The sequence below is a fragment of the Citrobacter sp. XT1-2-2 genome, assembly GCF_023516235.1.
Taxonomy (GTDB): domain Bacteria; phylum Pseudomonadota; class Gammaproteobacteria; order Enterobacterales; family Enterobacteriaceae; genus Citrobacter; species Citrobacter werkmanii.
Genome location: NZ_CP097324.1, coordinates 2964215 through 2990121 on the forward strand (window position 1 = coordinate 2964215; position 25907 = coordinate 2990121).

At 53.4% G+C, this 25907-nt stretch carries 27 protein-coding genes; 6 read left to right on the forward strand and 21 right to left on the reverse strand.

Annotated elements, in window-relative coordinates; all coding sequences use genetic code 11:
• Nucleotides 1-11: 11 nt before the first annotated feature.
• The 8 genes from fabF to yceD all read right to left on the reverse strand — a co-directional run bounded on the left by fabF (nt 12) and on the right by yceD (nt 6367).
• Entirely contained in the window at nt 12-1253 is a 1242-nt protein-coding gene (fabF, locus tag M4I31_RS14180; protein WP_038639753.1) for a beta-ketoacyl-ACP synthase II, read from the reverse strand.
• An 85-nt stretch (nt 1254-1338) separates the two neighbouring features.
• Nucleotides 1339-1575: an acyl carrier protein gene (gene acpP / locus M4I31_RS14185; protein ID WP_000103754.1), complete on the reverse strand. Its 237-nt coding sequence runs from the start codon at nt 1573-1575 to the stop codon at nt 1339-1341.
• A 155-nt stretch (nt 1576-1730) separates the two neighbouring features.
• Nucleotides 1731-2465 (reverse strand): 3-oxoacyl-ACP reductase FabG, encoded by a 735-nt coding sequence (fabG, locus tag M4I31_RS14190; protein ID WP_006685074.1) that lies wholly within the window; start codon nt 2463-2465, stop codon nt 1731-1733.
• Between the two features lie 12 nt (nt 2466-2477).
• Nucleotides 2478-3407 (reverse strand): ACP S-malonyltransferase, encoded by a 930-nt coding sequence (gene fabD / locus M4I31_RS14195; RefSeq protein WP_085048524.1) that lies wholly within the window; start codon nt 3405-3407, stop codon nt 2478-2480.
• Between the two features lie 15 nt (nt 3408-3422).
• Complete coding sequence (gene fabH, locus M4I31_RS14200; protein ID WP_085048525.1) at nt 3423-4376, reverse strand: beta-ketoacyl-ACP synthase III; 954 nt, start codon at nt 4374-4376, stop codon at nt 3423-3425.
• A gap of 77 nt (nt 4377-4453) precedes the next feature.
• Nucleotides 4454-5533, reverse strand: a complete 1080-nt coding sequence (gene plsX / locus M4I31_RS14205; protein WP_074458481.1) for a phosphate acyltransferase PlsX — start codon at nt 5531-5533, stop codon at nt 4454-4456.
• 122 nt (nt 5534-5655) lie between these two features.
• Nucleotides 5656-5829, reverse strand: a complete 174-nt coding sequence (gene rpmF / locus M4I31_RS14210; protein WP_003036242.1) for a 50S ribosomal protein L32 — start codon at nt 5827-5829, stop codon at nt 5656-5658.
• A gap of 16 nt (nt 5830-5845) precedes the next feature.
• Nucleotides 5846-6367 (reverse strand): 23S rRNA accumulation protein YceD, encoded by a 522-nt coding sequence (yceD, locus tag M4I31_RS14215; protein WP_003036239.1) that lies wholly within the window; start codon nt 6365-6367, stop codon nt 5846-5848.
• A 197-nt stretch (nt 6368-6564) separates the two neighbouring features.
• Between yceD and M4I31_RS14220 the strand changes: the two genes are divergently transcribed.
• Nucleotides 6565-7149, forward strand: coding sequence for a nucleoside triphosphate pyrophosphatase (locus M4I31_RS14220; RefSeq protein WP_038639734.1), 585 nt, complete (start codon nt 6565-6567; stop codon nt 7147-7149).
• Nucleotides 7150-7231: 82 nt separating this feature from the next.
• Here the strand turns inward: M4I31_RS14220 and rluC are convergent, their stop codons facing one another.
• Entirely contained in the window at nt 7232-8185 is a 954-nt protein-coding gene (rluC, locus tag M4I31_RS14225; RefSeq protein WP_167371252.1) for a 23S rRNA pseudouridine(955/2504/2580) synthase RluC, read from the reverse strand.
• A gap of 574 nt (nt 8186-8759) precedes the next feature.
• On the opposite strand from rluC, the gene rne reads away from it, so the two are divergent.
• On the forward strand, nt 8760-11987 hold the full coding sequence (gene rne / locus M4I31_RS14230) for a ribonuclease E (RefSeq protein ID WP_085048526.1): 3228 nt from the start codon (nt 8760-8762) through the stop codon (nt 11985-11987).
• Between the two features lie 40 nt (nt 11988-12027).
• Here the strand turns inward: rne and M4I31_RS14235 are convergent, their stop codons facing one another.
• A complete protein-coding gene (locus tag M4I31_RS14235; RefSeq protein WP_085048527.1) occupies nt 12028-13053 on the reverse strand; it encodes a LysR family transcriptional regulator in 1026 nt (341 codons plus the stop codon).
• A gap of 21 nt (nt 13054-13074) precedes the next feature.
• Here M4I31_RS14235 and M4I31_RS14240 point away from each other — a divergent pair, with 21 nt between their 5' ends.
• Nucleotides 13075-14274 (forward strand): MFS transporter, encoded by a 1200-nt coding sequence (locus tag M4I31_RS14240; protein WP_085048528.1) that lies wholly within the window; start codon nt 13075-13077, stop codon nt 14272-14274.
• 77 nt (nt 14275-14351) lie between these two features.
• Here M4I31_RS14240 and flgL read toward each other — a convergent pair whose 3' ends face one another.
• From flgL to flgB, 11 genes are all read right to left on the reverse strand, one after another.
• Nucleotides 14352-15305, reverse strand: coding sequence for a flagellar hook-associated protein FlgL (flgL, locus tag M4I31_RS14245; RefSeq protein ID WP_038639718.1), 954 nt, complete (start codon nt 15303-15305; stop codon nt 14352-14354).
• A 14-nt stretch (nt 15306-15319) separates the two neighbouring features.
• Nucleotides 15320-16984, reverse strand: a complete 1665-nt coding sequence (flgK, locus tag M4I31_RS14250) for a flagellar hook-associated protein FlgK (protein ID WP_069323316.1) — start codon at nt 16982-16984, stop codon at nt 15320-15322.
• 64 nt (nt 16985-17048) lie between these two features.
• Nucleotides 17049-17999, reverse strand: coding sequence for a flagellar assembly peptidoglycan hydrolase FlgJ (gene flgJ, locus M4I31_RS14255; protein WP_085048529.1), 951 nt, complete (start codon nt 17997-17999; stop codon nt 17049-17051).
• Nucleotides 17999-19075 (reverse strand): flagellar basal body P-ring protein FlgI, encoded by a 1077-nt coding sequence (locus tag M4I31_RS14260; protein ID WP_087857787.1) that lies wholly within the window; start codon nt 19073-19075, stop codon nt 17999-18001. Before M4I31_RS14260 ends, flgJ begins: the two co-directional genes overlap by 1 nt.
• 33 nt (nt 19076-19108) lie before the next feature.
• Nucleotides 19109-19807, reverse strand: a complete 699-nt coding sequence (gene flgH / locus M4I31_RS14265) for a flagellar basal body L-ring protein FlgH (RefSeq protein ID WP_016152630.1) — start codon at nt 19805-19807, stop codon at nt 19109-19111.
• A 57-nt stretch (nt 19808-19864) separates the two neighbouring features.
• A complete protein-coding gene (gene flgG, locus M4I31_RS14270; protein ID WP_006685087.1) occupies nt 19865-20647 on the reverse strand; it encodes a flagellar basal-body rod protein FlgG in 783 nt (260 codons plus the stop codon).
• A gap of 13 nt (nt 20648-20660) precedes the next feature.
• Nucleotides 20661-21416 carry a flagellar basal body rod protein FlgF gene (locus M4I31_RS14275; protein ID WP_038639704.1) on the reverse strand — a complete coding sequence of 252 codons (756 nt, stop codon included), beginning with the start codon at nt 21414-21416 and terminating at the stop codon, nt 20661-20663.
• A 20-nt stretch (nt 21417-21436) separates the two neighbouring features.
• Nucleotides 21437-22672 (reverse strand): flagellar hook protein FlgE, encoded by a 1236-nt coding sequence (gene flgE / locus M4I31_RS14280; protein ID WP_085048530.1) that lies wholly within the window; start codon nt 22670-22672, stop codon nt 21437-21439.
• Between the two features lie 26 nt (nt 22673-22698).
• The gene (gene flgD / locus M4I31_RS14285) at nt 22699-23397 is read right to left on the reverse strand and encodes a flagellar hook assembly protein FlgD (RefSeq protein WP_038639698.1); all 699 of its coding nucleotides are present in this window, start codon (nt 23395-23397) and stop codon (nt 22699-22701) included.
• A gap of 11 nt (nt 23398-23408) precedes the next feature.
• On the reverse strand, nt 23409-23813 hold the full coding sequence (gene flgC, locus M4I31_RS14290; protein ID WP_006685091.1) for a flagellar basal body rod protein FlgC: 405 nt from the start codon (nt 23811-23813) through the stop codon (nt 23409-23411).
• 3 nt (nt 23814-23816) lie between these two features.
• Nucleotides 23817-24233 (reverse strand): flagellar basal body rod protein FlgB, encoded by a 417-nt coding sequence (gene flgB / locus M4I31_RS14295; protein WP_038639692.1) that lies wholly within the window; start codon nt 24231-24233, stop codon nt 23817-23819.
• Nucleotides 24234-24390: 157 nt separating this feature from the next.
• Between flgB and flgA the strand changes: the two genes are divergently transcribed.
• The 3 genes from flgA to flgN all read left to right on the forward strand — a co-directional run bounded on the left by flgA (nt 24391) and on the right by flgN (nt 25863).
• A complete protein-coding gene (gene flgA / locus M4I31_RS14300) occupies nt 24391-25050 on the forward strand; it encodes a flagellar basal body P-ring formation chaperone FlgA (protein WP_038643111.1) in 660 nt (219 codons plus the stop codon).
• 93 nt (nt 25051-25143) lie between these two features.
• Nucleotides 25144-25437, forward strand: coding sequence for a flagellar biosynthesis anti-sigma factor FlgM (flgM, locus tag M4I31_RS14305; RefSeq protein ID WP_003832153.1), 294 nt, complete (start codon nt 25144-25146; stop codon nt 25435-25437).
• Nucleotides 25438-25440: 3 nt separating this feature from the next.
• The gene (flgN, locus tag M4I31_RS14310) at nt 25441-25863 is read left to right on the forward strand and encodes a flagella biosynthesis chaperone FlgN (protein ID WP_069323314.1); all 423 of its coding nucleotides are present in this window, start codon (nt 25441-25443) and stop codon (nt 25861-25863) included.
• Nucleotides 25864-25907: the final 44 nt, after the last annotated feature.

Genomic DNA, 25907 nt, shown 5'->3' on the forward strand with positions numbered 1-25907 from the left:
CCTGACGAGACTTAAATCTTTTTAAAGATCAAAGAACCGTTGGTACCACCGAAGCCGAAGGAGTTACACAGAGTATATTCCAAACCACTCACCTGACGCGCTTCGTGAGGAACGAAGTCCAGGTCGCAACCTTCATCCGGGTTATCCAGGTTGATGGTTGGCGGAATAGCCTGGTCGCGCAGCGCCAGGATAGAGAAAATAGACTCTACCGCGCCCGCAGCGCCTAACAGGTGACCGGTCATGGATTTGGTTGAGCTTACCATCACACGGCTCGCCGCATCGCCAAAGACAGATTTCACTGCCTGGGTTTCAGCTTTATCGCCTGCAGGCGTAGACGTACCATGCGCGTTGACATAGCCGATCTGACCCGCTTCGATAGCCGCATCGCGTAGTGCATTGACCATTGCCAGCGCAGCGCCTGCACCGTTTTCCGGTGGTGACGTCATGTGGTAAGCATCGCTGCTCATGCCAAAACCAACGACTTCAGCATAGATTTTCGCGCCGCGCGCTTTCGCATGCTCGTACTCTTCCAGTACCACCATGCCTGCGCCGTCGCCCAACACGAAGCCATCACGCTCTTTATCCCACGGGCGGCTTGCCGCTTGCGGGTTATCATTACGCGTAGACAGCGCGCGTGCCGCGCCAAAACCACCCACGCCAAGCGGTGTACTGGCTTTTTCAGCACCACCCGCAACCATCGCGTCTGCATCACCGTATGCAATGATACGTGCGGCATGACCGATGTTATGTACGCCTGAAGTACAGGCGGTCGCGATGGAGATGCTTGGCCCTTGCAGGCCGTACATGATGGTCAGGTGACCTGCCACCATGTTAACAATCGTCGACGGAACGAAGAACGGGCTGATCTTACGCGGTCCACCGTTTACCAAAGAGGTATGGTTTTCTTCGATCAGACCGAGACCGCCAATACCAGAGCCAATAGCGGCGCCAATACGGTGAGCGTTCTCTTCCGTAATTTCGAGGCCAGAATCCTGCATGGCCTGAACGCCAGCGACAATTCCATATTGAATGAAGGCATCCATCTTGCGCTGTTCTTTGCGCGAGATAATGTCTTCACAGTTAAAATCCTTTACTAAGCCAGCAAATTTCGTTGCATAGGCGCTAGTATCGAAATGGTCGATCAGGCTGATGCCACTCTGACCGGCAAGGAGAGCTTTCCAGGTAGACTCTACGGTATTGCCGACAGGAGACAACATGCCCAGTCCGGTCACAACTACACGACGCTTAGACACGGTTGTCCTCCAGGGAGGGAAAATAATTCAAGTGGGATAAAAAGATAAAACTCAGGCGGTCGAATGACCGCCTGGAGATGTTCACTTACGCCTGGTGGCCGTTGATATAATCAATGGCAGCCTGAACGGTAGTGATTTTCTCAGCTTCTTCGTCCGGAATCTCAGTATCAAACTCTTCTTCCAGAGCCATTACCAGCTCAACGGTGTCAAGAGAATCTGCGCCCAGGTCTTCAACGAAGGAAGCATTGTTGGTAACTTCTTCCTGCTTAACGCCCAGCTGTTCGCCGATAATTTTCTTAACGCGTTCTTCGATAGTGCTCATACTCTTAAATTTCCTATCAAAACTCGCTTTCGCGATGGTTTTCGTAGTGTATAAAATGTTGAAAAATTTGCAACTAAATCCCGGCAGGTCTTACCACGATTTTACGTTATTTTGAGGCCATTCCCCCTAATAACGCAAATATTTTTCAATCGTGGTTAAACCATGTACATCCCGCCGTTGACGTGCAAAGTCTCACCTGTGATGTAACTTGCTTCGTCAGAAGCTAAAAATGCAACCGCACTGGCGATTTCCTGAGCGCCACCAAGGCGACCCGCAGGAACCTGCGCCAGTATACCCGCACGCTGATCATCAGACAGCGCACGCGTCATGTCCGTTTCAATAAAGCCCGGAGCAACAACGTTTACAGTAATACCACGGGACGCAACTTCGCGCGCCAGTGATTTACTGAAGCCGATCAGACCTGCTTTCGCCGCAGCGTAGTTAGCCTGACCCGCATTTCCCATGGTACCAACCACAGAACCGATAGTGATAATACGCCCATGACGCTTTTTCATCATAGCTCGCATTACCGCTTTTGACAGACGGAAAACAGATGACAGGTTGGTTTCGATGATATCGTTCCACTCGTCATCTTTCATGCGCATTAACAGGTTATCACGAGTAATCCCGGCATTATTGACCAGAATATCGACTTCACCAAATTCTGCGCGAATATTTTCCAGAACAGATTCGATAGATGCCGGATCGGTCACATTCAACATCAGACCTTTACCATTTGCACCTAAGTAATCGCTAATGGCCTGCGCACCACTTTCACTGGTTGCAGTCCCGATAACTTTCGCGCCACGGGCAACGAGTGTTTCAGCAATTGCGCGGCCAATTCCACGGCTTGCACCGGTTACCAGCGCGATTTTTCCTTCAAAATTCATGGGCTTCCTCTTTTATTGCTCTAGCGCCGCAGACAGCGCCGCCGGCTCATTCAGTGCCGAAGCGGTCAGGGTGTCAACAATACGTTTCGTCAAACCGGTGAGAACTTTACCTGGCCCCACTTCATACAGGTGCTCTACGCCCTGAGATGCCATAAACTCAACGGTTTTGGTCCACTGAACCGGGCTGTACAGTTGACGAACCAGCGCATCGCGAATCACGTCTGCGGTAGTTTCACACTTCACGTCGACGTTGTTCACAACTGGAACAGTCGGCGCGTTGAAAGTGATTTTTTGCAATTCAACGGCCAGTTTCTCAGCGGCAGGCTTCATCAGCGCGCAGTGAGAAGGCACGCTGACCGGCAACGGCAGCGCACGCTTGGCGCCAGCGGCTTTACAAGCAGCACCTGCACGTTCTACGGCTTCTTTATGCCCGGCGATAACCACCTGACCCGGCGAGTTGAAGTTAACCGGAGAAACGACCTGCCCTTCAGCAGACTCTTCACACGCTTTAGCGATAGAGGCATCGTCCAGACCAATAATCGCAGACATGCCGCCAGTACCTTCCGGTACGGCTTCCTGCATGAATTTGCCGCGCAGTTCAACCAGACGGACAGCATCGGCAAAATCAATTACACCCGCACATACCAGCGCAGAATATTCGCCCAGGCTGTGACCTGCCATCAGCGCAGGTGTTTTACCACCCTGCTGCTGCCATACGCGATACAGCGCGACAGATGCAGCCAATAGCGCTGGCTGCGTCTGCCAGGTTTTATTCAGTTCTTCTGCCGGACCTTGCTGAGTCAGCGCCCACAGATCATAGCCCAGCGCAGCTGATGCTTCAGCAAAAGTTTCTTCAACAATTGGGTAGCTTGCTGCCATTTCAGACAACATCCCAACGGTCTGGGAACCCTGCCCCGGAAACACAAATGCAAATTGCGTCATGTTAAAATCCTTATACTAGAAACGAACCAGCGCGGAGCCCCAGGTGAATCCACCCCCGAAGGCTTCAAGCAATATCAACTGCCCAGCTTTGATACGCCCGTCGCGGACGGCTTCGTCCAGTGCGCACGGTACGGAAGCCGCGGACGTATTGCCATGTCTGTCCAGTGTAACGACGACATTATCCATCGACATGCCCAGCTTTTTCGCTGTCGCGCTGATAATGCGCAGGTTTGCCTGATGCGGCACCAGCCAGTCCAGCGCAGAACGGTCGAGATTATTGGCTTCCAGCGTTTCATCAACGATGTGGGCAAGCTCGGTCACCGCGACTTTAAATACTTCGTTACCCGCCATCGTCAAGTGGATCGGATTATCCGGATTTACGCGATCGGCGTTAGGCAGCGTCAACAGCTCACCGTAACGACCATCAGCATGCAGATGCGTGGAGAGAATACCCGGCTCTTCGGATGCGCTCAGTACCACCGCGCCCGCGCCGTCACCAAAGATAATGATCGTCCCACGATCGGTTGGATCACAAGTACGAGCAAGAACATCAGATCCAACGACCAGAGCATGCTTCACTGCGCCAGACTTAACGTACTGATCGGCAACGCTCAGGGCATAGGTAAAACCGGCGCAAGCGGCCGCAACGTCAAACGCCGGACAGCCTTTGATCCCCAGCATACTTTGGATCTGGCATGCCGCGCTTGGAAATGCGTGTGTGGATGATGTGGTGGCAACCACAATCAGACCAATTTCGTCTTTGTCGATGCCCGCCATTTCCAGCGCACGGTTTGCGGCGGCAAAGCCCATCGTCGCAACTGTTTCATTTGGCGCTGCAATGTGGCGTTCACGGATACCTGTACGAGTGACGATCCACTCATCAGATGTCTCGACCATTTTTTCCAAATCGGCGTTAGTACGCACTTGTTCAGGCAGATAGCTGCCGGTACCAATAATCTTCGTATACATGTACGCTCAGTCACTTTTTGGTTATATACCGCCACGAGCAAAACGCTGGTACGCTGACAGCTTTCACAAACGCGCTATTATCTGTGCGGTCGTGAGTTTGCGCTTTCGCCACCGTCCAGCAGTTCGAATCCAGCTGGGTATACAGATTCCAGGCGAGCGGCAATTCGCTGAGGAACTTGTCGCTGCACCGCCTGCACTGCCTGTTCAATCGCGACCTCAAATGCTCGCTGATTAGCCGCACCATGACTCTTAATCACCGTGCCGCGCAATCCTAACAGACAGGCGCCATTATACTGGTCGGGGTTGAGGTGACTAAATCGCCTTGTCAGGCTTTTTTGTAACCAACGTTTTAATAAAAGCAGCCACCACGACCGTTTTTTGCCCTCACCCTGAGATTTCAGCAGTGAAAGGAACATTCTGACAACACCTTCCATCGTCTTTAATGTGACATTACCTGTAAAGCCGTCACAGACCAGTACATCAGTTTTGCCAGTCAGTAACTCATTGGCTTCAAGATAGCCTATATAGTTAATGGAAGGGATTGTTTTTAGCACCGCAGAAGCATCCCGAATACTGTCGAGACCTTTAGTTTCTTCTTCGCCGATGTTGAGCAACGCAACGCGAGGATTAGCAATCCCAACGACTTCTTCTGCCAGCACGGAACCCATAACGGCAAATTGCACTAACATCGTGCTATCACAATCCACGTTGGCGCCTAAATCCAGCACCACCGTTTTGCCCTTTTGCTGATGCGGTAAAACCGTCACCAACGCAGGACGCTCAATACCCTCAAGGGGTTTGAGCAATAACTTCGCAAGTCCCATTAGCGCGCCGGTATTACCAGCACTCACACAGGCTTGCGCTCGACCTTCTTTCACGAGCTCCAGGGCAACACGCATTGAGCTTCCACGACTGGCGCGAATAGCCTGCGAGGGCCGGGCATCACTGGCAATAACTGACTGAGCAGGGACAATCTGCAGACGTGAACGTTGTTCGAAGTCAGCTTTGGCAAGTAATGGCGTGATTGTATCGGGATCCCCGACTAAAAGAAGTGTGAGTTGCGAATTAGAATTCAGTGCCTGCAATGCTGCAGGCACTGTCACGGTAGGGCCAAAATCTCCCCCCATGACATCTAACGCCAGGGTTAGATGTGTCAAGGTATCGTCGCTGCCCGGTTAGGTGTTTCCCCAGTTACCCGGGGAAAGCCTCACTAAGCTTCATCACGCGTGCGCTCTCTGTCTTTCTCACCGAAGCGGGAAATCCATTGAGTCATGCGTGATTACTTAGCGATTACCTTACGGCCACGGTAGAAACCGTCGGCAGTGATGTGGTGACGCAGGTGTTGTTCACCAGAAGTTTTGTCTACAGACAGGCTGGTGACTGCGGTCAGAGCGTCATGAGAACGACGCATGCCACGTTTGGAACGGGTTGGTTTATTCTGTTGTACGGCCATGGACCTTACTCCTCAATTACTTACGCTTTAAGCTGGCTAATACGGCAAATGGGTTTGGTTTTTGCGCTTCATCAGGCAATTCGCCAAAGACCATGTCCGCCTCGGACACTTCACAGTGTTCAGAATCATGCACCGGAACTACCGGCAAGGAGAGGATAATCTCATCTTCAACCATTGCAAGCAGATCGATTTCACCGAATTCGTTAACCTCAATCGGCTCATACGCTTCCGGGAGTGCTTCAGCCTGTTCGTCAGAACGGACAGGACTAAAACAATATGTTGTGTGAACATGAAGTGGGAACGGTTTCCCGCAACGCTGACATTCGAGCGTAACCGACACTTTCGCATCACCGGTTATCACGGCAAGGCGCTGGTTATCGATAGCGAACGACATGGAGCATTCCACATCACTGTCCACACTGACCACAGAATCGGCGACGCGCTCAACCAGATCAGAAGTATAGATACCTTCATAATCGAGGCGTTTTTGAGCCGTACGAACCGGATCAAGAGTCAGGGGTAATTTTACCTTTTGCATAGGGCGCGCATATTAACTTTGTAACGTCATATAGTCAAAGAAAAAGGCAGCCTGAGGTTGCCTTTTGCCAATAATTCGCACACATTGCGGGTCATCGACTTAAAATCGCTCAAGACAAGCCAATACAGCCAGCTTGTAGGACGAAGTCCATAGTTTAAAATGGCTCTCATCAATACGCTATATGCGAGGGGAAAAATATGCCTCAACTTATACTTGCCTCGACCTCTCCCTGGCGTCGCGCTTTACTTGAAAAACTGGCAATTCCGTTTGAATGCGCGGCTCCTGAGGTGGATGAAACGCCGTTACCCGGCGAAGCGCCACGCCATTTAGTCTCGCGACTGGCGCAACAAAAAGCGCAATCTCTCGCCCAACGTTATCCAGCGCATCTGATTATTGGCTCCGATCAAATTTGTGTTCTTGATGGTGAAATAACCGGCAAACCATTAACAGAAGAAAATGCGCGCCAACAATTACTCAAAGCCCGTGGCAATATTGTGACGTTTTACACCGGACTGGCGCTTTATAATTCAGCTACCGGACATTTACAAACTGAGGTCGAGCCGTTCGACGTTCATTTTCGGCATTTAAGCGAAACGGAAATTGATGATTACCTGCGCAAAGAACGCCCGCTACATTGTGCCGGCAGTTTTAAAAGTGAGGGGTTAGGTATTGCTCTCTTTGAGCGTCTCGAGGGTCGCGACCCCAATACGCTGATCGGCCTGCCGCTGATCGCATTGTGTCAAATGCTGCGCCGGGAAGAGATGAACCCGCTGAACGCCTAGTTAATCCACCTGATGGCGACGCGATGCGTCTTATCAGGCCTACGCCGCATAACGCGATTGCAGGCCTGATAAGCAACGCGCATCAGGCTTTGCTACGTAACACCTCAAGGCAGCGCTTCAACTGTTTATCCATTGGCGCTTCAACACGCATCACTTCGCCCGTCCCCGGATGGGTGAATTTCAACGCCGCGGCATGAAGGAACAGCCTGTTCAGTCCGGTATCCGCGAGTTGTTTATCGAACTCACGGTCGCCATAGCGATCGTCAAAGGCTATCGGATGCCCGGCATATTGGGTATGCACACGGATCTGGTGCGTGCGCCCTGTGACCGGGCTACAGCGCACAAGCGTGGCAAACGCATAGCGCTCTTCCACCTTAAAGCGTGTTTCCGACGGTTTGCCTTCCTGATTCACCCGCACGATACGCTCGCCGCTTTGCAAAATGTTCTTCAACAGCGGCGCCTGCACGGTTTTGACATGCGACTGCCACTGGCCTCTCACCAGCGCCAGGTAGTCTTTTTGCATCCCTTTTTCACGCAGCTGTTCATGCAACGAACGTAAGGCTGAGCGTTTTTTAGCAACCAGCAGCACACCGGAGGTATCGCGGTCCAGGCGATGCACCAGTTCGAGGAAACGCGCTTCCGGACGTAACGCGCGTAAACCTTCAATAACACCAAAGCTTAATCCGCTTCCGCCATGTACGGCCGTTCCTGAAGGTTTGTTAAGCACCAGAATATGATCATCTTCATATAAAATGACATCAGTCAGCGCCGCAACCTTCTGCAGATTTGGGGAAATAGTCTCTTCTTCACGTTCAGCGACACGCACAGGTGGAATACGCACGATGTCCCCATCTTCGAGTTTGTACTCGGGTTTAATGCGCTTTTTATTCACCCGCACTTCGCCTTTACGCAAAATGCGATAAATCATACTTTTCGGCACACCCTTAAGTTGAGTGCGTAAAAAGTTGTCGATGCGTTGCCCTGCTTCGTCGGCAGTGATAGCAACTGTTTTTACGGCTGGAGTCTCTGTTTTCATGGGGGCCGATTTTAAATAGCCATCAAGATTCGCGCCACACATTTTTCTATGCTTATATTAACTGCTATACCCTATTACTTAAGTTTGACATAACCGATTTGGTGGTTATTAAACCAATCACTACGCGGAAGTGAAAAAACTGTGAGTAACCGGGTGATAAATGGCAAAAGTCATCTTGCTATAACAAGGTTAGCAGTGGAATAATGAGGTTGTCTCCGTGTTGAATCTTGTTAAAACAAGACCTTTTCCGGAATGACCCAATTTTGCCCGACCGATCATCAACGCAGCAATGGCGTAAGACGTATTGATCTTTCAGGCAGTTAGCGGGCTGCGGGTTGCAGTCCTTACCGGTAATAAGGAAGCTTTTCTGGAGAGTAACACCCAGACTGTTCCCCTGATAATTGCGCTGTGTTTCCGTATGAAATACAGGCAACCGACACTCTGCGCCTCTTTGAGCTGACGATAACCGTGAGGTTGGCGACGCGAATAGACACGAGGCCATCGGTTCACACCCGGAAAGGCATTACTCTGCCCGCAGCTTAGTCGTCAATGTAAGAATAATGAGTAAGTTACGATGAAAAGAATGTTAATTAACGCGACTCAGCAGGAAGAGTTGCGTGTCGCCCTTGTAGATGGGCAACGTCTGTACGATCTGGATATCGAAAGTCCTGGACACGAACAGAAAAAAGCCAACATCTATAAAGGGAAAATTACCCGTATTGAACCGAGTCTGGAAGCTGCTTTTGTTGATTACGGCGCTGAACGTCACGGTTTCCTTCCGTTAAAAGAAATTGCCCGCGAATACTTCCCCGCTAACTACAACTCCCATGGTCGTCCCAACATTAAAGATGTGTTGCGCGAAGGTCAGGAAGTCATTGTTCAGATCGATAAAGAAGAACGCGGCAATAAAGGCGCTGCGCTGACCACCTTTATCAGCCTGGCGGGTAGTTATCTGGTTCTGATGCCGAACAACCCGCGCGCGGGCGGCATCTCCCGTCGTATTGAAGGCGATGACCGCACCGAATTAAAAGAAGCGCTGGCAAGCCTGGAACTGCCTGATGGTATGGGGCTTATTGTGCGTACCGCAGGTGTCGGCAAATCCGCCGAAGCGCTGCAATGGGACCTGAGCTTCCGCCTGAAACACTGGGAAGCCATTCAAAAAGCCGCCGACAGCCGCCCTGCTCCGTTCCTGATTCACCAGGAAAGCAACGTCATCGTCCGCGCATTCCGTGACTATTTACGTCAGGATATTGGCGAAATCCTCATTGATAACCCGAAAGTCATGGAGATGGCGCGTCAGCACATCGCCGCGCTGGGTCGTCCGGATTTCAGCAGCAAAATCAAACTGTACACCGGTGAAATCCCGCTGTTCAGCCACTATCAAATTGAATCTCAGATTGAGTCCGCGTTCCAGCGCGAAGTGCGTCTGCCGTCCGGCGGCTCCATCGTCATCGACAGCACTGAAGCCCTTACCGCTATCGATATCAACTCCGCACGCGCGACCCGCGGCGGCGACATCGAAGAAACCGCATTCAACACCAACCTGGAAGCAGCCGATGAAATTGCGCGTCAGCTGCGTCTGCGCGACCTCGGCGGCCTGATTGTCATCGACTTTATCGATATGACGCCGGTTCGCCACCAGCGTGCGGTTGAAAACCGCCTGCGTGAAGCCGTGCGTCAGGACCGAGCGCGTATTCAGATCAGCCATATTTCTCGCTTCGGCCTGCTGGAGATGTCCCGCCAGCGTCTGAGCCCGTCGCTGGGTGAGTCCAGCCATCACGTCTGCCCGCGCTGCTCCGGCACCGGTACCGTACGTGATAATGAATCTCTGTCGCTGTCTATTCTGCGTCTGATTGAAGAAGAAGCGCTGAAAGAGAATACCCAGGAAGTTCACGCTATCGTTCCTGTGCCGATTGCCTCTTATCTGCTCAACGAAAAGCGTACTGCGGTCAACGCCATCGAGACGCGTCAGAATGGCGTGCGCTGTGTAATCGTGCCAAACGATCAAATGGAAACCCCGCACTATTCCGTGCTGCGCGTCCGCAAAGGCGAAGAAACGCCAACCCTGAGCTACTTGCTGCCGAAGCTGCACGAAGAAGCAATGGAACTGCCGTCAGAACAAGAGTATGTCGAGCGTAAACAGCCAGAGCAACCGGCACTCGCGACCTTTGCTATGCCAGACGTGCCGCCAGCACCAACCGTGCAAGAACCCGCTGTTAAAGCCGTAGCGCCTAAAGCTGCTGCTGCCACCGCAGCAACAGCCTCTCAGCCTGGTTTGATTAGCCGTTTCTTCAGCGCACTGAAGTCTATCTTCGGCGGTAACGAAGAAGCGAAGCCGGTTGAACAACCTGCACCGAAAGCTGAAGAGAAGACGGAACGTCAGCAGGACCGCCGTAAACCACGTCAAAATAATCGTCGCGATCGTAACGATCGTCGTGATAACCGCGATAACCGTGGCGATCGTGACAACCGTAACGAACGTGCGGAAAACGGCGAAAATCGCGATGACAATCGTCGTAACCGTCGTCAGGCCCAGCAGCAAAATGCGGAAGCGCGCGATAATCGCCAGCAATCCAGTGATGTCGCTGACAAAGCGAAATCAGGTGATGAGCAGCAGACCCCGCGTCGCGAGCGCAACCGCCGCCGCAACGATGACAAGCGTCAGGCGCAGCAGGAAGTTAAAGAGCTGAACCTGGCTGAACAACAATCGCAGGATACCGAGCAGGAAGAGCGCGTACGTCAGCCTCAGACCCGTCGTAAACAGCGTCAGTTGAACCAGAAAGTGCGTTATACAGACAGCACGGCGGTTGAAGCCGAAGTGGCAACTACCGCTGCGGCAGCTGAGGTCGTTGTCGCTCAAGCCGTTGAGCAGTCCGTACCGACTCCGCGTACCGAACTGTCGAAAGTTGATCTGCCAGCCGTTGTCGCACCTGAGCAGGAAGACAACAGCGAAGCGCGTGACTCCAACGGTATGCCACGTCGTTCCCGCCGTTCCCCTCGCCATCTGCGCGTAAGTGGACAGCGTCGTCGTCGTTATCGTGACGAGCGTTATCCGGCTCAGTCGCCAATGCCGCTGACCTTCGCCTGTGCTTCTCCTGAATTGGCGTCCGGTAAAGTATGGATCAGCTACCCTGTCGTTCGTCCGCAGGATCAGCAGGTTGAAGAACAACGCGAGCAGGAAATTCACCAGGAGCAAACTGCCTCTGTCGCAGTAGAGCCTCAGGTTGCTGCGGCTGCCGTTGAGCACATTGCGGACACTCCTGCGCCGGTTGAAGCCGTGCAGCCAGAGGAAGTTGTAGCGGAACCTCAGATTGCCGTTGCTGAAACCACGCATCCGGAAGTCATTGCGACCCCGGTTGAAGAACAACCGCAAATTATCGCTGAATCTGACGCACCTGTAGCTGAAGAGATCGCCGCTGAAGCTCAACCGGTCGCTGAAACCCCGGCTGAAGAGCCTGCGGAAATCATCGTCTCCAAGCCGGAGGTGGTTGAAGAAGTCGCGCAAGCAGCACCTGTTGTGGAAGAAGTCGCTGCGCCGCAGGAAGTTGTTGCTGCGCCGGTTGTAGAAGCTGAAGTCGTTAAGTCTGACGTTGTCGCAACAAGCGTTGACGCCGAGCACCTTCACAGCCATGCGACTGCGCCGATGACCCGCGCTCCCGCGCCGGATTATGTGCCAGAAGCGCCGCGTCATAGCGACTGGCAGCGCCCGCCATTCGCCTTTGAAGGCAAAGGCGCCGCCGGTGGACACAGCGCCACGCATCAAGCCACTGCGCCAGCAACACGCCCGCAGCCGGTTGAATAAGCCATAATCAACCTCAAAGCCGACCTTAGGGTCGGCTTTTTTATATCGGCTCTACGCGTTTCATCCCGGTTAATTGTGGCATCACATCCTTCATTAACGCTAAAAATTTGCGCAACCGTGTCGGATAGTAACGCGCCCATGGATAAACCAGATGCACCGGCAACGAGGCTGCCCGCCACTCGGGTAGCAGCATAACTAAACGTCCGTTGGCGATATCTTCTTCAACCATCCAGCTTGAAACAATCGTCACCCCCAGCCCCGCCAGCGCGGCATTTCTTGCCACATAAATACTGTCAGTACTTAATCTGGGTGAAATAGTCAGCGTGACAGGTTCATTACGCGCCTGGTGTAGCAACGAAACGCTATGCTGAAAAAACGTGTTCACTGCAATCCACGGCAGCGCGGATAACTGCTCAGGGTGCGAAATTTCGCCATATTGCTCCAGCAATACAGGACTCACCACCATGCTACGGGGAACTTCAGCCAGTAAAACCGAAACCGTGGCCGGATCGACTTCCGCGCCAACCCGAATCGCGCAATCAATATTATCGCTCAAGAAATCAACGGTTTTGTCGTTAAGCATCCACTCCACCGATAACTGTGGATAGCGCGAAAGAAACTGCAACAGCGGCTCAAGAAGCTGTTGCTGTCCAAACGCATGCGGCGCCCGTACGCGCAACGTCCCCACCGGTTCATCTTCCGTGACATTAAGTCCATCTTCCAGCGCCAGCCAGGCATCGATGATATTTTTGGCGTGCTGGTAACCGCGCTCTCCATCGTCGGTTAATTTCATCGCATGCGTGGTACGCATGATCAGTTTCACACCCAGCAGAGTTTCCAGGGATTGCAACCGTCGGCTTACCGTCGCTTGCGTTGTCCCCATCTGTTTTGCCGCTGCCGAAAGCGATCCTGCTTCAACGATGCGCACAAACGTGCGCATCAATTCCACCCTATCTATACGTTCAGTTTTTATCATTACCAGTTTCTTCATACGCCTGACGTATAACTGTTTTACCACTGCGCTCGCTACCGCACCACCCGCAGAAGGATAAAAATAGCCGCACATCCTGTGATTGAGGAATCATTTGTGAACACACACACCGCACTTTCCCGTTGGGTCATTTTCGTTCTGGCATCAGGTGCCGGATTCAGTGTCGCTGCTATCTACTATGCCCAGCCCCTTCTGCCTTTAATGGGTCAGGATCTGAACTTAAGTATTACCGGCATGGGGCTGGTTCCGACGCTGACCCAGGCGGGATACGCGCTGGGTATTCTGTTTTTATTACCATTGGGCGATCGTTATGACCGCCGGACATTAATCCTGCTGAAAAGTATCTCTCTTGCCTTACTGCTTCTGGCATGCAGCTTTACCGGGCAGTTACATTCACTGCTAATAGTGAGCCTGTTGATGGGCATGGCGGCAACAATGGCGCAGGATATCGTTCCCGCGGCGGCTATTCTGGCGCCGGAAGGCAAACAGGGAAAAACGGTGGGCACGGTGATGACAGGCCTGCTGTTGGGGATTTTACTCTCGCGTACCGTTAGCGGACTGGTGGGTGAAGCGTTTGGCTGGCGTGAGATGTACCAACTTGCCGCCGCCAGTATTGCCATGATTACCGTAATTATGTGGAAGGTACTGCCTCGTTTTACGGCCCATTCTACACTGAGCTACCCGTCATTGATGCTCTCTATGGCGCAGCTCTGGCAACGGTATCCCGCATTGCGCCGCGCGGCGCTGGCACAGGGCTTTCTGTCCATAGCCTTCAGCGCTTTCTGGTCCACGCTGGCGGTGATGTTATCTGAACATTATCACATGGGTAGCGCTATGGCGGGCGCGTTTGGTATCGCGGGAGCCGCCGGTGCGCTTGCCGCGCCGTTGGCGGGTCATCTGGCCGATAAAGTGGGCGCAGCAAAAGTGACGCAGTTAGGTGCTTTGCTGGTAACCGTCTCTTTCGCACTGATGTTCTTGTTACCCGCCCTGCCAGTACAGGGGCAGTGGCTGCTGATTGCTGTTTCGGCGGTCGGTTTTGATCTCGGATTGCAATCCAGCCTGGTTGCCCACCAGAACCTGGTTTATGGCCTGGAGCCTCAGGCCCGGGGCCGTCTGAATGCGCTGCTGTTTACTATGGTGTTCATTGGTATGGCGCTGGGTTCCGTTCTCGGGAGTCAGGTCTATGCGCTGGCAAACTGGGAAGGTGTGGTGACGCTGGCAACCATCAGCGGTGCGCTTGCGCTGGTAATAAGGCTGACGGGAAATCTGTCGCTTAGCAAAACAACGGTAGCCTAAAAAAATGCCCGCTCCTGGGTGTTAAGGGAGCGGGCAGACAAACATACCCAGTTTCAAGATATGTTCAAAAAGAGTTTTTACCGATTAAGCTGGAACAACGACATTCCCTGCATATCGGTAAATGCTTTATAAGAGGCCTGAAGTGCGGCCTGTTGCATGACGTAGGACGAAATCGCCGCATTCCAGTCGACATCCACCAGGTTGCTCATCTGTTGGGTTTGGCCTAACGCACGATCGGCGCCCAGTGAATCCAGTGAGCTCAGTTCACTCAGTTGGGTACCCAATTCTGCGCGAACGGAAAGCACGTTATTCAGTGAGTTTTTCAAGCCACGATTGGTTTTATCGATAGCTGCTGCGGCCTTATCCTTTGCCACATCATCACCCGCAATAGGAATTTTTAGCTCTGCTATCGCGCTATCCAGCATTTTGAACAGGTTCTTTTCCTGGGTGCTACCCGGTGGTTCCGGTACAGCGTTGCTGGTCAGGCTGGCGAAGATTTTGTCGCCCGTGTGACCAATGACCATGGTACGGGAAGCATCAACCTGCTGGGTCACATTTGTTGTTCCACCGCTATAGGAACCATCGGCCTGGGCAAACGGGGCGGATTCGGTTTTATATCCGCCAAAAATGTAGCGCCCATTACCGTCGGTGCTGTTCGCCAGGTTCATCAGTTGATCGCGGATACCCTGCAAATCAGTGGCCAACGATGCACGGTCATCATCACTTAATGTACCGTTACCGGCATAAACAATTTTCTCCTGCGCAGCCTGAATAGCCGTTGTTACCTGGCTCAATACGTTCTCTTCCAGCGAGACTTTCTGCGTCGCGAAGGTGCGCGCCAGCGTGTACTGGCTGTTCTGCGCCTGAGCCTGAGAAAGCACTACGGCCTGCGACGCGGCAATCGGATCGTCAGACGGACTGATCACGCGTTTGCCGGTCGACATCTGCTCGCCGAACTTCATCCATTCAGCCTGAGAGTTAGTGATGCCACGCATATTCTGCTGGTACATCATCTGGGTGCTGATACGCATTGTGTCCCTCTCCCTTAGCGAATATTAATCAATGCATCAAACAGCGCATTCGCAGTTTGCAATACCTGTGCGTTAGCCAGGTAATACTGCTGATAACGCTGCAAATTACCGTATTCTTCGTCGAGGTTTACCCCGGAAATCGACTGCTGCTGGTTATAAAGCTGCTTGACCACATTGTTTTGCGTGGTACTGCTGGTTTTCAGCGTCGCCGTTTTGTTGCCCACGTCGCTCACCAGGGTGGCGTAAGCGTCATTAAAGGTTTTATTACCAACAGTTGCCTTGGTTTGCAGATCCAGCAGTTTCTGACCGTTACGGTTATCGCTTGCACCTGTATCTGCAGCAGGATCAGTGCTTTTCTCTGACGCCATGGCGATTTTCGACTCGTCTGTCACCATGACTTTCATATCAACGATAGCGTTGCTCACGGGTTTCAGAATAAAGCTGTCGTTATCGTTAGCGCCGGTTGGATTAGCCTTAACCGTTACCTTCAGACCATCAATATCCAGTTTACCGTTCGCATCAGGTTTAGCTTCAAACGTGGTGTTATCGGCCAGACGCGTCACCTGCCATTTGCCGCCGCTAAACACAACTTTATAGTCGGTAGCCTGCACTTTCGAACTGTCATCAACCTCAGCACTTAATTCTGCTTTACCGGTATTTTTAGCGTTACTCAGTACGGACGGGCTGCCGATAGCAAAGAAATCTTTACCCGCATCGCCGTTAGCATCAAAACCTTCTTTATGCTGGGTGTTAAACGCATCGGCAAACGCCAGCGCCAGTTGGCCCAGCGTGTTACGCGTTTGATCCAGTTCCTGCGAACGGAAGGTGAGCAGTCCACCCAATGAACCGGTATTCAGCAGTTTCTCAGGGATCTCAACCGCTCCGGCAACGCCATCCACATACGCAACGGTTGTACGCGAAGGATCGTCACTGGAAGGCACTGCCGCCAGTTGGCGCGCATTGCTGCCCTGCACCAATGAATAACCGTTCGCCATGGTTACGTTGTAAGTGCCGCCGTCCTGAACGCTGACTTCCACGCCGACAAGCTGGTTCAGTTCACTGACCAGTTGGTCGCGCTGATCGAGCAGATCGTTAGGGGAGGCCCCCGCCCCAACACCGGTCAGACGAGAAATCTGGTCGTTAAGGCTGGCGATTTGTTTCGAGTAGTTGTTGATCTGATCGACGCTGGCTTTGATAGCGGTATTAACCTGCTTATCCTGATCGCGCAGATACTGATCGGTCGTTTTAAACTGATTCACCAAACCGTCAGCTTTACCGATCAGCGCCTGGCGTGCCGCCGGATCTTCGGCGTTACTGACCAGCGTTTGCAGGCTGGTAAAAAAGTCCTGCATTGAGGTCGAAATCGAACTGGTTTTGCTGGACAACAGGTTGTCGATTTTCGACATTTGCTCATAACGGGTCGTCAGACCGCTGCTCTGGTTTTGCGCTGCCCGCAGCTGATTGGTGATAAACGAGTCATACTCGCGCTGCACACCAGAAACATAGACGCCATTGCCTACCCAGCCCCCCGCACCCAGCGTGCTGTTCGCTTGCGCCATAATTGTCGTTTGTCGGGTATATCCGGCGACGTTATAGCTGGAGATGTTATTACTGGCAGTGTTCAACGCGGCCTGCGCTGCGCTGAGTCCACTCATCGCGTTATTAATCAAGCTGGACATGGAGGTTCCTTGTAATCCTTCAATACTCGTTATTATCGGCAGCAGGTCGGTAGACTTGAGCTATTTAAAAGAGATTATCGATGTTCGTGCTGTAGGTTTTGCTCACCTTTTCACTCATCGATTTCAACTGCTGGATCATACTGGTTAATTTCCGCGCATAGTTAGGGTCGGTAGCGTAACCGGCATTTTGCAGGGCCTGCGCGCCCTGCTCAGCGGTTGCAGCTGCGGTCACCGCCGCATAGCGCGGGTTACGGGAAATCAGCCCGACATAATCCGACAGCGCCTCAAGGTAAGAGCTATAGACGCGGAATCTGGCTTTCACCTTTTTCGCCTCGCCGTTTTCATATTCGGTGGTGGTGATTTCGGTCGTTGGTCCCTTCCAGCCTCCCGAAGCCTTCACGCCAAAAATGTTGAAGCTCGGTTCACCGTTTTCCCGGCGAATTTGCCGCTGACCCCATCCGGACTCCAGCGCCGCCTGCGCCAGAATCAGATGATGTGGAACGCCGCTTTGCTGACTCGCCAGTTTTGCCGGCAGCGACAGCTGGGCGAGGAAGTCTTTACTGTCGCCCGACAGCGGCTCATCATTACTTTCCGTCGTCCTCGGGATGGCTTTGCGCACCAGTTGCGTCAGCGCCTGGTTTTGATAGCTGGTCACCGTTTCCAGCGGGAACTTCATCGGTACCTGTGGCGCATCATCAGCAGGTTGCGCTTGTCCTTGCGTCATCTGCTTAACCATCATTTCAGCCAGTCCCAGACCTTTGCCTGCGGTCATCTGCTGCGCAATTTGTTGGTCATACATGCTGGTATACAAACGCGTTGAATCGCTGCTAAACACACCATCTTTCGGCAACGCTTCACGCATGCTTTTCAGCATCATCTGCACGAACATCCCTTCAACCTGACGGGCCACGGGGCGAATATTCGCCGCCGGATCCTGACCCGCTTTCGCTTTCAGTTCGTTCAGTGCTTGCGCATCCCAGGCGGCGCTGGTCAGCAGTTTGCTGTCGCCAATCATCAGATGATTTCCAGTTTGGCGCGTAAGCAACCCGCGCTCTGCATCGATTGCAGAATGGACATCAGATCCATCGGCGTCGCCCCCAGCGCATTCAGCGCGCGCACGACGTTGTTCAGATTGGCGCTGGAACGTACGCTTTGCAGCGAGCCGCCGCTCTGGCGCAGATCGATCTGCGTTTGTGGCGTCACTACGGTCTGTCCGCCGCCAAACGGCGTATCCGGCTGGCTGACGTTTGCCTGGCGGTTTACTGTAATCGACAAGTTACCCTGCGCCACGGCACAGCTATCCAGCGTGACTTCACGGTTCATGACTACAGATCCCGTACGCGAGTTGATAATGACCTTCGCGTCCTGCGGCGTGACGTTCACCTCCATATTCTGGATGTCGGCAAGGAAGCGTACCTGTGAACTGTTGCCGCTTGGCACACGCACTTGTATGGTCCGGGCATCCAGCGCCGTCGCACTGCCAAAGCCACGCGAGCGGTTAATGGTGTCGGTAATCTGCTGCGCCATAGTGAAATCTTCATTATTGAGCTGCAGATTAATAGTGTTGCCGCCGCCGAACTGGCTGGGCAACTCACGTTCGATGGTCGCGCCGTTGGTGATGCGTCCGCCATTGAGCTGGTTAACTTGCACGCTACTGCCACCCGCAGCCGCGCCCGCACCGCCAACCAGAATATTCCCTTGCGCCAAGGCATATACCTGGCTATCGACCCCTTTCAGCGGAGTCATCAGCAGCGTTCCGCCGCGCAGGCTTTTGGCGTTCCCCATGGAAGAGACCACCACGTCAATGGTTTGCCCCTGGCGACCAAAAGCTGGAAACTGCGCGGTAACCATCACCGCCGCCACGTTTTTCAGCTGCATATTGGTGCCGGTTGGTACGGTGATCCCCAACTGCGACAGCATGTTATTGAGCGTTTGCGTCGTAAACGGCGTCTGTGTGGTCTGGTCACCGGTACCATCCAGCCCGACCACCAGCCCGTAACCTATCAACGAGTTTTCCCGCACGCCCTGCACGCTGGTCAGGTCACGAATACGGTCGGCATGCGCAAAGGCGGTTGCCAGTACCAGTACCATTCCAACAAGAGATTTAAACACCGGGTACCTCGCTTACATCGGCGACAAGTTAAGGAAGAAACGCTGCAACCAGCCCATATTTTGCGCTTCATTGATGTAGCCGTTGCCGACGTACTCAATACGCGCATCCGCAACCTGAGTTGACGGTACGGAGTTGCTGCCACTGATGGTGCGCGGGTTAACGACCCCAGAGAAGCGAATGAACTCAGTGCCCTGATTAATGGCGATCTGTTTTTCACCCACGACATGTAAATTGCCATTCACCAGGACCTGATCGACCGTTACGGTCAACGTACCGCTGAAGGTATTGCTGGCGTTCGCGCCGCCTTTACCGTTAAAGGTGTTGCCGCCGGAGGCTTCTACGTCGGCACGTTCGTTACCAAACAGCCCTTGCAGGTAGCGCGGTACGGTATCAAAACCAAAGTTGGTCTTGCCGTCGCGGCTGGCGTTTGCCGAGGAGCTTTTGCTCGCGCTGACGTTTTCCTGCAATACGATGGTCAGCGTATCGCCAATATTGCGCGGACGGCGGTCTTCGAATAGCGGCTGATAACCGTAGTTAATCGGCTGCGCCGACTGGAAGATTGAGCCATTCGCCACCGGCGTCGGGCCTGGAACCGGTTGAGCAGACGTCGCGCCCTGCACGAGCGGCGTGGCTGGAATCCAGGCGCACCCTGTCAGTGAAACCACCAGCAGAGCTAAAATTGGGTATGGGTGAAGCGCGTATTTTCGCATTGCGGTCATCTTCAAAATCAGTGTGCCGGTGAGGTTCTCACCCCACCGGACTCCACTTTAGAGTTGCGTCAGTTTTTGCAGCATCTGATCGGTGGTCGATACCGCTTTACTGTTGATTTCGTAAGCGCGCTGAACCTGGATCATGTTTACCAGTTCTTCCGCCACATTGACGTTAGAGGTTTCAACATACCCCTGGTACAGCAGACCCGCGCCGTTCAGCCCCGGCGTGCTCTCATTTGGCGCGCCAGATGACTGCGTTTCGGTGTACAGATTCTCACCAATACTTTCCAGGCCGGTATCGTTCATAAAGGTGGTCAGGTTAAGCTGCCCGACCTGAACAGGCGCAGCCTGACCCTGTTGGGTCACACTGACAATACCGTCACGTCCAATGGTGATGCTGAGCGCGTTAGCCGGGATGGTGATGGCAGGCTGAACCTGAAAACCACCCGCCGTCACTAACTGACCGTTCTGATCCACCTGGAAAGAACCGTCACGGGTATAAGCTGACGTACCATCAGGCAGCATGACCTGGAAAAAGCCCTGGCCTTTAATCGCCACATCTTTACTGTTATTGGTTTGCGACAGGTTCCCCTGGCTGTGTAAACGCTCGGTTGCCACCGGACGCACACCGGTACCAATCTGCAAACCAGACGGCAGTGTGGTTTGTTCAGAAGACTGGGCGCCAGGCTGGCGAATCGTCTGATACAACAGATCTTCAAACACCGCACGTTGGCGCTTAAATCCGTTGGTGCTGACGTTTGCCAGGTTGTTGGCAATCACATCCATGTTGGTTTGCTGCGCATCCAGGCCGGTTTTGGCGATCCATAATGAACTGATCATAAAATGTCCTGTGTTAACTCATCGACAGCAGTTGGTTAGCGCGGCCCGCGTTATCATCCACGCTACTGATAATCTTCATCTGCATTTCAAAGCGGCGGGCGTTGGCAATCATGTCGCTCATCGCGGCAACCGGCTTGACGTTACTGCCTTCCAGCACGCCCGACATAACGCGGATGCTCGGATCGGCCTGTAACGTCGCGCCACGGGTAGCCTGTGCGGCCTGAGTCAGACGGAACATACCGTCGTCGCCACGTTGCACTTCATTCCCCGTCGCCTTCACCAGTTTCAGACGCCCAACGGGCGCAACCGTATTAGCCGGATCGCCTGGGTTAAGCGCCGAGATCGTCCCGTCAGCCGCAATGGTGACTTCGGAACCTTCTGGTACGGCTATCGGCCCGGCTTCACCGATTACCGGATGCCCCTGAATAGTGAGTTCACCCGTAGGGCTTACCTGAATGGCGCCATTACGGGTATACCCTTCACTACCGTCTGCGGTCTGGACAGCCAACCAGCCGTCCTGTTGCAACGCCACGTCCAGCGGGCGTGAGGTATAGTCCATCTGGCCCGGCGTCATGTCGGCCCCCGGCGTGGAGGCCACCACCAGCGTACGCGTCGGCAAAGACAAACCTTCAACGGGAACCGCACGCAGCGCATTGAGCTGCGCACGAAAGCCCGGCGTGGAGGCGTTTGCCAGGTTGCTGGCCGTCACCGCCTGTTGATTCAGCGTCTGACTGGCCGCGCCCATAGCGGTATAAATTGCGTGATCCATTAAGCCATCCCGTCAGGCGCTTAGCGCAGGTTGACCAGCGTGTTGAGGATCTGATCCTGGGTTTTGATGGTCTGCGCGTTCGACTGATAGTTACGCTGAGCGACGATCATATTCACCAGTTCTTTACTCAAATCCACGTTTGAGGCTTCCAGCGCGCCGTTGGTCAGTTTGCCGAAGTTACCTTCGCCTGCGGTACCCAGCAGCGCCACGCCGGAAGCCTGTGTAGCCGCCCAGACGTTGTCGCCCTGAGACGCCAGACCTTCATTGTTGGCAAAGTTTGCCAGCACGATCTGGCCCAGTACCTGTTGCTGTTCGTTGGAGTAATTACCGACCACGGTACCGTCATTGTTAATCTGGTAGCTCACCAGATCGCCCGGCTTGTAGCCGTTCTGATTCGTGGCGACGATGTTGTTGGCACCGGTGTTCTGCTGCATAGAGTTCAGGAAGCTCAGGGAGAATTTTGCGGTATCTGCACCGTTAATTTGCCCTGTTTCGATGTTGATGTCCGTTCCTGCTGGCGTACCGGTTGCCGTAGCGCTAATCCCTAAAAACGCACCATTTTCGTTAAACTGCATAAACCCGGCTGATTTTGCGGGGTCGCCGGTTGAGGCATCCTGTGTGTGAATTTCCCAGGTGTTGCTCTGCGCGTTTTTGACATAAAAAATATTCATGTCATGGGCGTTACCCTGACTATCGAAAACGGTAACAGTGCCTTTTTTGTTGTAGGAATCCGCATCGTTTGGATTAAACGGCGTTTTGCTTGGCACCTTGTCAGTGGAGTTCAGGTTGATCTGCATTGACGCGGTAGTCGTGGTTTTCGCCGCCATCAGCGTATTCGGAATAGTGATCGGTGCCGGGTTAGCACCTTGCTGTATTGTCGGCGGTGTACCGGTAGCAGGATAACCTGTCAGTTGCAGCCCCTGCATGTTAACGATATTGCGGTTTTCATCGAGCTTGAACTGACCGTTACGGCTGTAGAATACAGAGCCGTTGCTGTCTACCATACGGAAAAATCCGTTCTGGCTGATAGCCACATCCAGTCCGCGTCCGGTATTGGTGGTAGTACCATCGGTAAAGTCCTGAGTAATACCCGCAACTTTAACCCCCAGGCCCACTTTAGAACCGGCGAACATATCGGCAAAAGAAGCCGTACCAGATTTAAAACCGTAGGTAGCGGAGTTGGCGATGTTATTACCAATGACATCGAGGTTGGTCGCTGCAGCGTTCAGACCGCTGACCGCTTGAGAAAAGGCCATGACTTACTCCTGATAAGTGTGAGGGCTTAGATTATTTGCCGTACTTCGTCGAGGGTGGTGGTTCCATAGGTGCCCAGGTCCAGCGTATTACCGCCGTTACTGCGAATAACACCCTGCACCAGCGCAAACTGAAGCGGCTGCGCCACCAGTTGCGTTCCGCCATTGCTGGCAGCAATTGAGACGTTATAAGAACCGCTTGGCGCATCCGTGCCATCGGTCATGGTGCCGTCCCAGGTAAAGGTATGAACTCCTGCTTTCAAGCCGCCGATATCAATAGTGCGTATCACTTTGCCGTCTTTATCGGTAATCGTTGCAGTGACCTTATCTGCTGGCTGCTGCAGCTCAACGCCAAACGGCGTGGTGGTGGTTTTCGCGCCCTCTTCCGTACCTTTACCGGTCAGGATGGTGGTGCCGGGGATCATGACGCCGTGACCAATCAACGTACTGGCCTGCAGCGACTGACTGTTGTCGATCTGCCCGGAAATAGACCCCAGCGTGGTGTTCAGTTTCTCAATCCCACTCACGGTGCTGATTTGCGCCAGTTGGGTGGTCAGTTCGTTGTTTTGCAGCGGGTTGGTTGGGTCCTGGTTTTTCAACTGTGCGACCAGCAGCGTCAGAAAACTGCTTTGCAGGTCAGCGGCATTACTGCCCGTCAGGGAGCTATTCCCGGTAGCGGCTTTAACGCCTGCATTGCTCGGGTCATTCATGGTTACAGCAACAGACATGTGCGTCTCCTTTACTGGCCTAACGTAAGCGTTTTGAGCATCAAGCTTTTCACGGTGTTGAGCACTTCGACGTTTGCCTGGTAGCTACGCGAAGCGGACATGGTGTTGACCATCTCGCCGACGACGTCCACATTCGGCATTTTTACGTAGCCGTTCGCATCGGCCAGCGGATTACCCGGCTCATACACCAGCTTATCCGGCGCCTGGCTTTCAATAACGTCAGCCACTTTTACGCCGCCTGTAGCCGCCCCTGGCGCGGCATCAACCTGAAAAACAACCTGTTTGGCGCGATACGGCTGACCGTCGGGTCCGGTGACGCTATCCGCATTCGCCATGTTGCTGGCCGCCACGTTCAGACGCTTAGACTGCGCCGTCAGCGCAGAGCCTGCGATATCAAAAATATTTAACAGCGCCACGAATTAGTTCCCTCCTTGCAGCACGTTCATCATGCCTTTGATTTGTCCGCCCAACGCGGTCAGCCCCATTTGATATTTGAGGCTGTTGTCTGCAAATTGCGTACGTTCCCGGTCCATATCCACCGTATTACCATCCAGAGACGGCTGGTCAGGAATGCGATAGAGCAATTCCGTAGCGGGAGCAGAAGCGGTTTGGGCCGGAATATGTTGTGCAGAGGTCAGCGTCAACGAGACGCCGCCGGTTTGTTCCCGTCCACGCACCATGACTTTTTTCAATTCACTGGCGAAATCCAGATCGCGCGCCTGATACCCCGGCGTGTCGGCATTGGCAATGTTGGCGGCCAAAATTTCCTGGCGCTGGGCGCGCAAATTCAGCGCTTCCTGTTGAAAACGTAAGGCGGCGTCGAGCTTATCGAGCATATCTCCTCCGCAAATGACAAAATTCAGCCGACAGCTTAAATCCCATTACGCGCGCGTTATCGCCGGAATAAACGCAAAATGCGTCGCTATTTGTTGCGTTGATGACTGCGTCACACAGGTAAAATCCTGCCACTACCTGAAAAAGCGCGAGGTTTTGATGCAAACGTTTAAACGTGGAATAGTTGTGGCAGCACTGCTGTTCAGCCCTATGACGCTGGCGCAAGACCTGAATTCACAGCTGACGGCATGGTTTTCCCAACGTCTGGCCGGATTTAGCGATGAGGTGGTCGTCACTATCCGTACGTCGCCTAACCTACTGCCCAGTTGCGAGCAACCCGCATTAAGCGTGTCAGGCAACGCGAAACTGTGGGGGAATGTGAACGTGCTGGCCCGCTGCGCCAACGAGAAACGTTATTTGCAGGTGAATGTGCAGGCCACGGGAAACTACGTGGTTGCCGCCGCGCCCGTCGCCCGGGGCAGTGCGCTAACCCCGACCAGCGTGACGTTAAAGCGAGGCCGGCTGGACCAACTGCCGCCGCGCGCCGTGTTAGATTTGAATCAGGTGCAGGACGCGGTGAGTCTGCGCGATCTGGTTCCCGGTCAGCCGATACAGCTTTCAATGTTGCGCCAGGCCTGGCGGATCAAAGCTGGCCAACGCGTACTGGTTATCGCCAACGGCGATGGCTTTCGGGTGAATGCCGAAGGTAAAGCGCTGAACAATGCCGCCGTCGCACAGAATGCGCGAGTGCGGATGATTTCCGGCCAGGTGGTGAGCGGCATCGTCGATTCTGATGGGAATATTCTTATTAACCTATAATAGGTTAAAGATTTTTTAGCGTGTGCCGATAGATAAACAACCAATGATTACAGCGGGCCGCTATAGCGTAACCCCTCGATGAGGATAAACAAAATGAGCATTGATCGTACCTCACCATTGAAGCCAGTCAGTACCGTTCAGCCACGTGAAACCAGCGATGCGCCGGTACAAAAAGCGCGGAAGGAAAAAACCACCGCGACCACCAGCACCAGCGTCATGCTGAGCGACGCCCAGGCCAAACTGATGCAGCCCGGCACCAATGACATCAATATGGAACGCGTCGAAGCATTAAAAACCGCGATCCGTAACGGTGAGTTGAAAATGGATACCGGAAAAATTGCTGACTCGCTCATTCGCGAGGCACAGAGCTACTTACAGAGTAAATAAAGTATGACTCGTTTGTCAGAAATACTTGATCAGATGACAACCGTCCTCAATGACCTGAAAACGGTAATGGATGCTGAGCAGCAGCAGCTTTCCGCCGGATATATCAACGGCAGCCAGCTACAGCGTATTACAGAAGAAAAAAGCTCTTTGCTGGCAACCCTTGATTATCTGGAGCAGCAGCGCCGTCTGGAGCATGACGCCACGCGCAGCGCCAACGATGAGATTGCTGAACGCTGGCAGACGATCACTCAAAAAACGCAGCATTTGCGCGACCTCAACCAGCACAACGGATGGCTGCTGGAAGGGCAAATTGAGCGTAATCAACAAGCGATTCAAGTGCTGAAACCGCACCAGGAGCCGGCGCTGTATGGCGCAAACGGTCAAACCTCTGCTGCGCACCGCGGCGGGAAAAAATTCTCTATTTAATGCCAGCCTGATCGCTCACAGCTTTCAGGCCAGCGCGTTCTGCA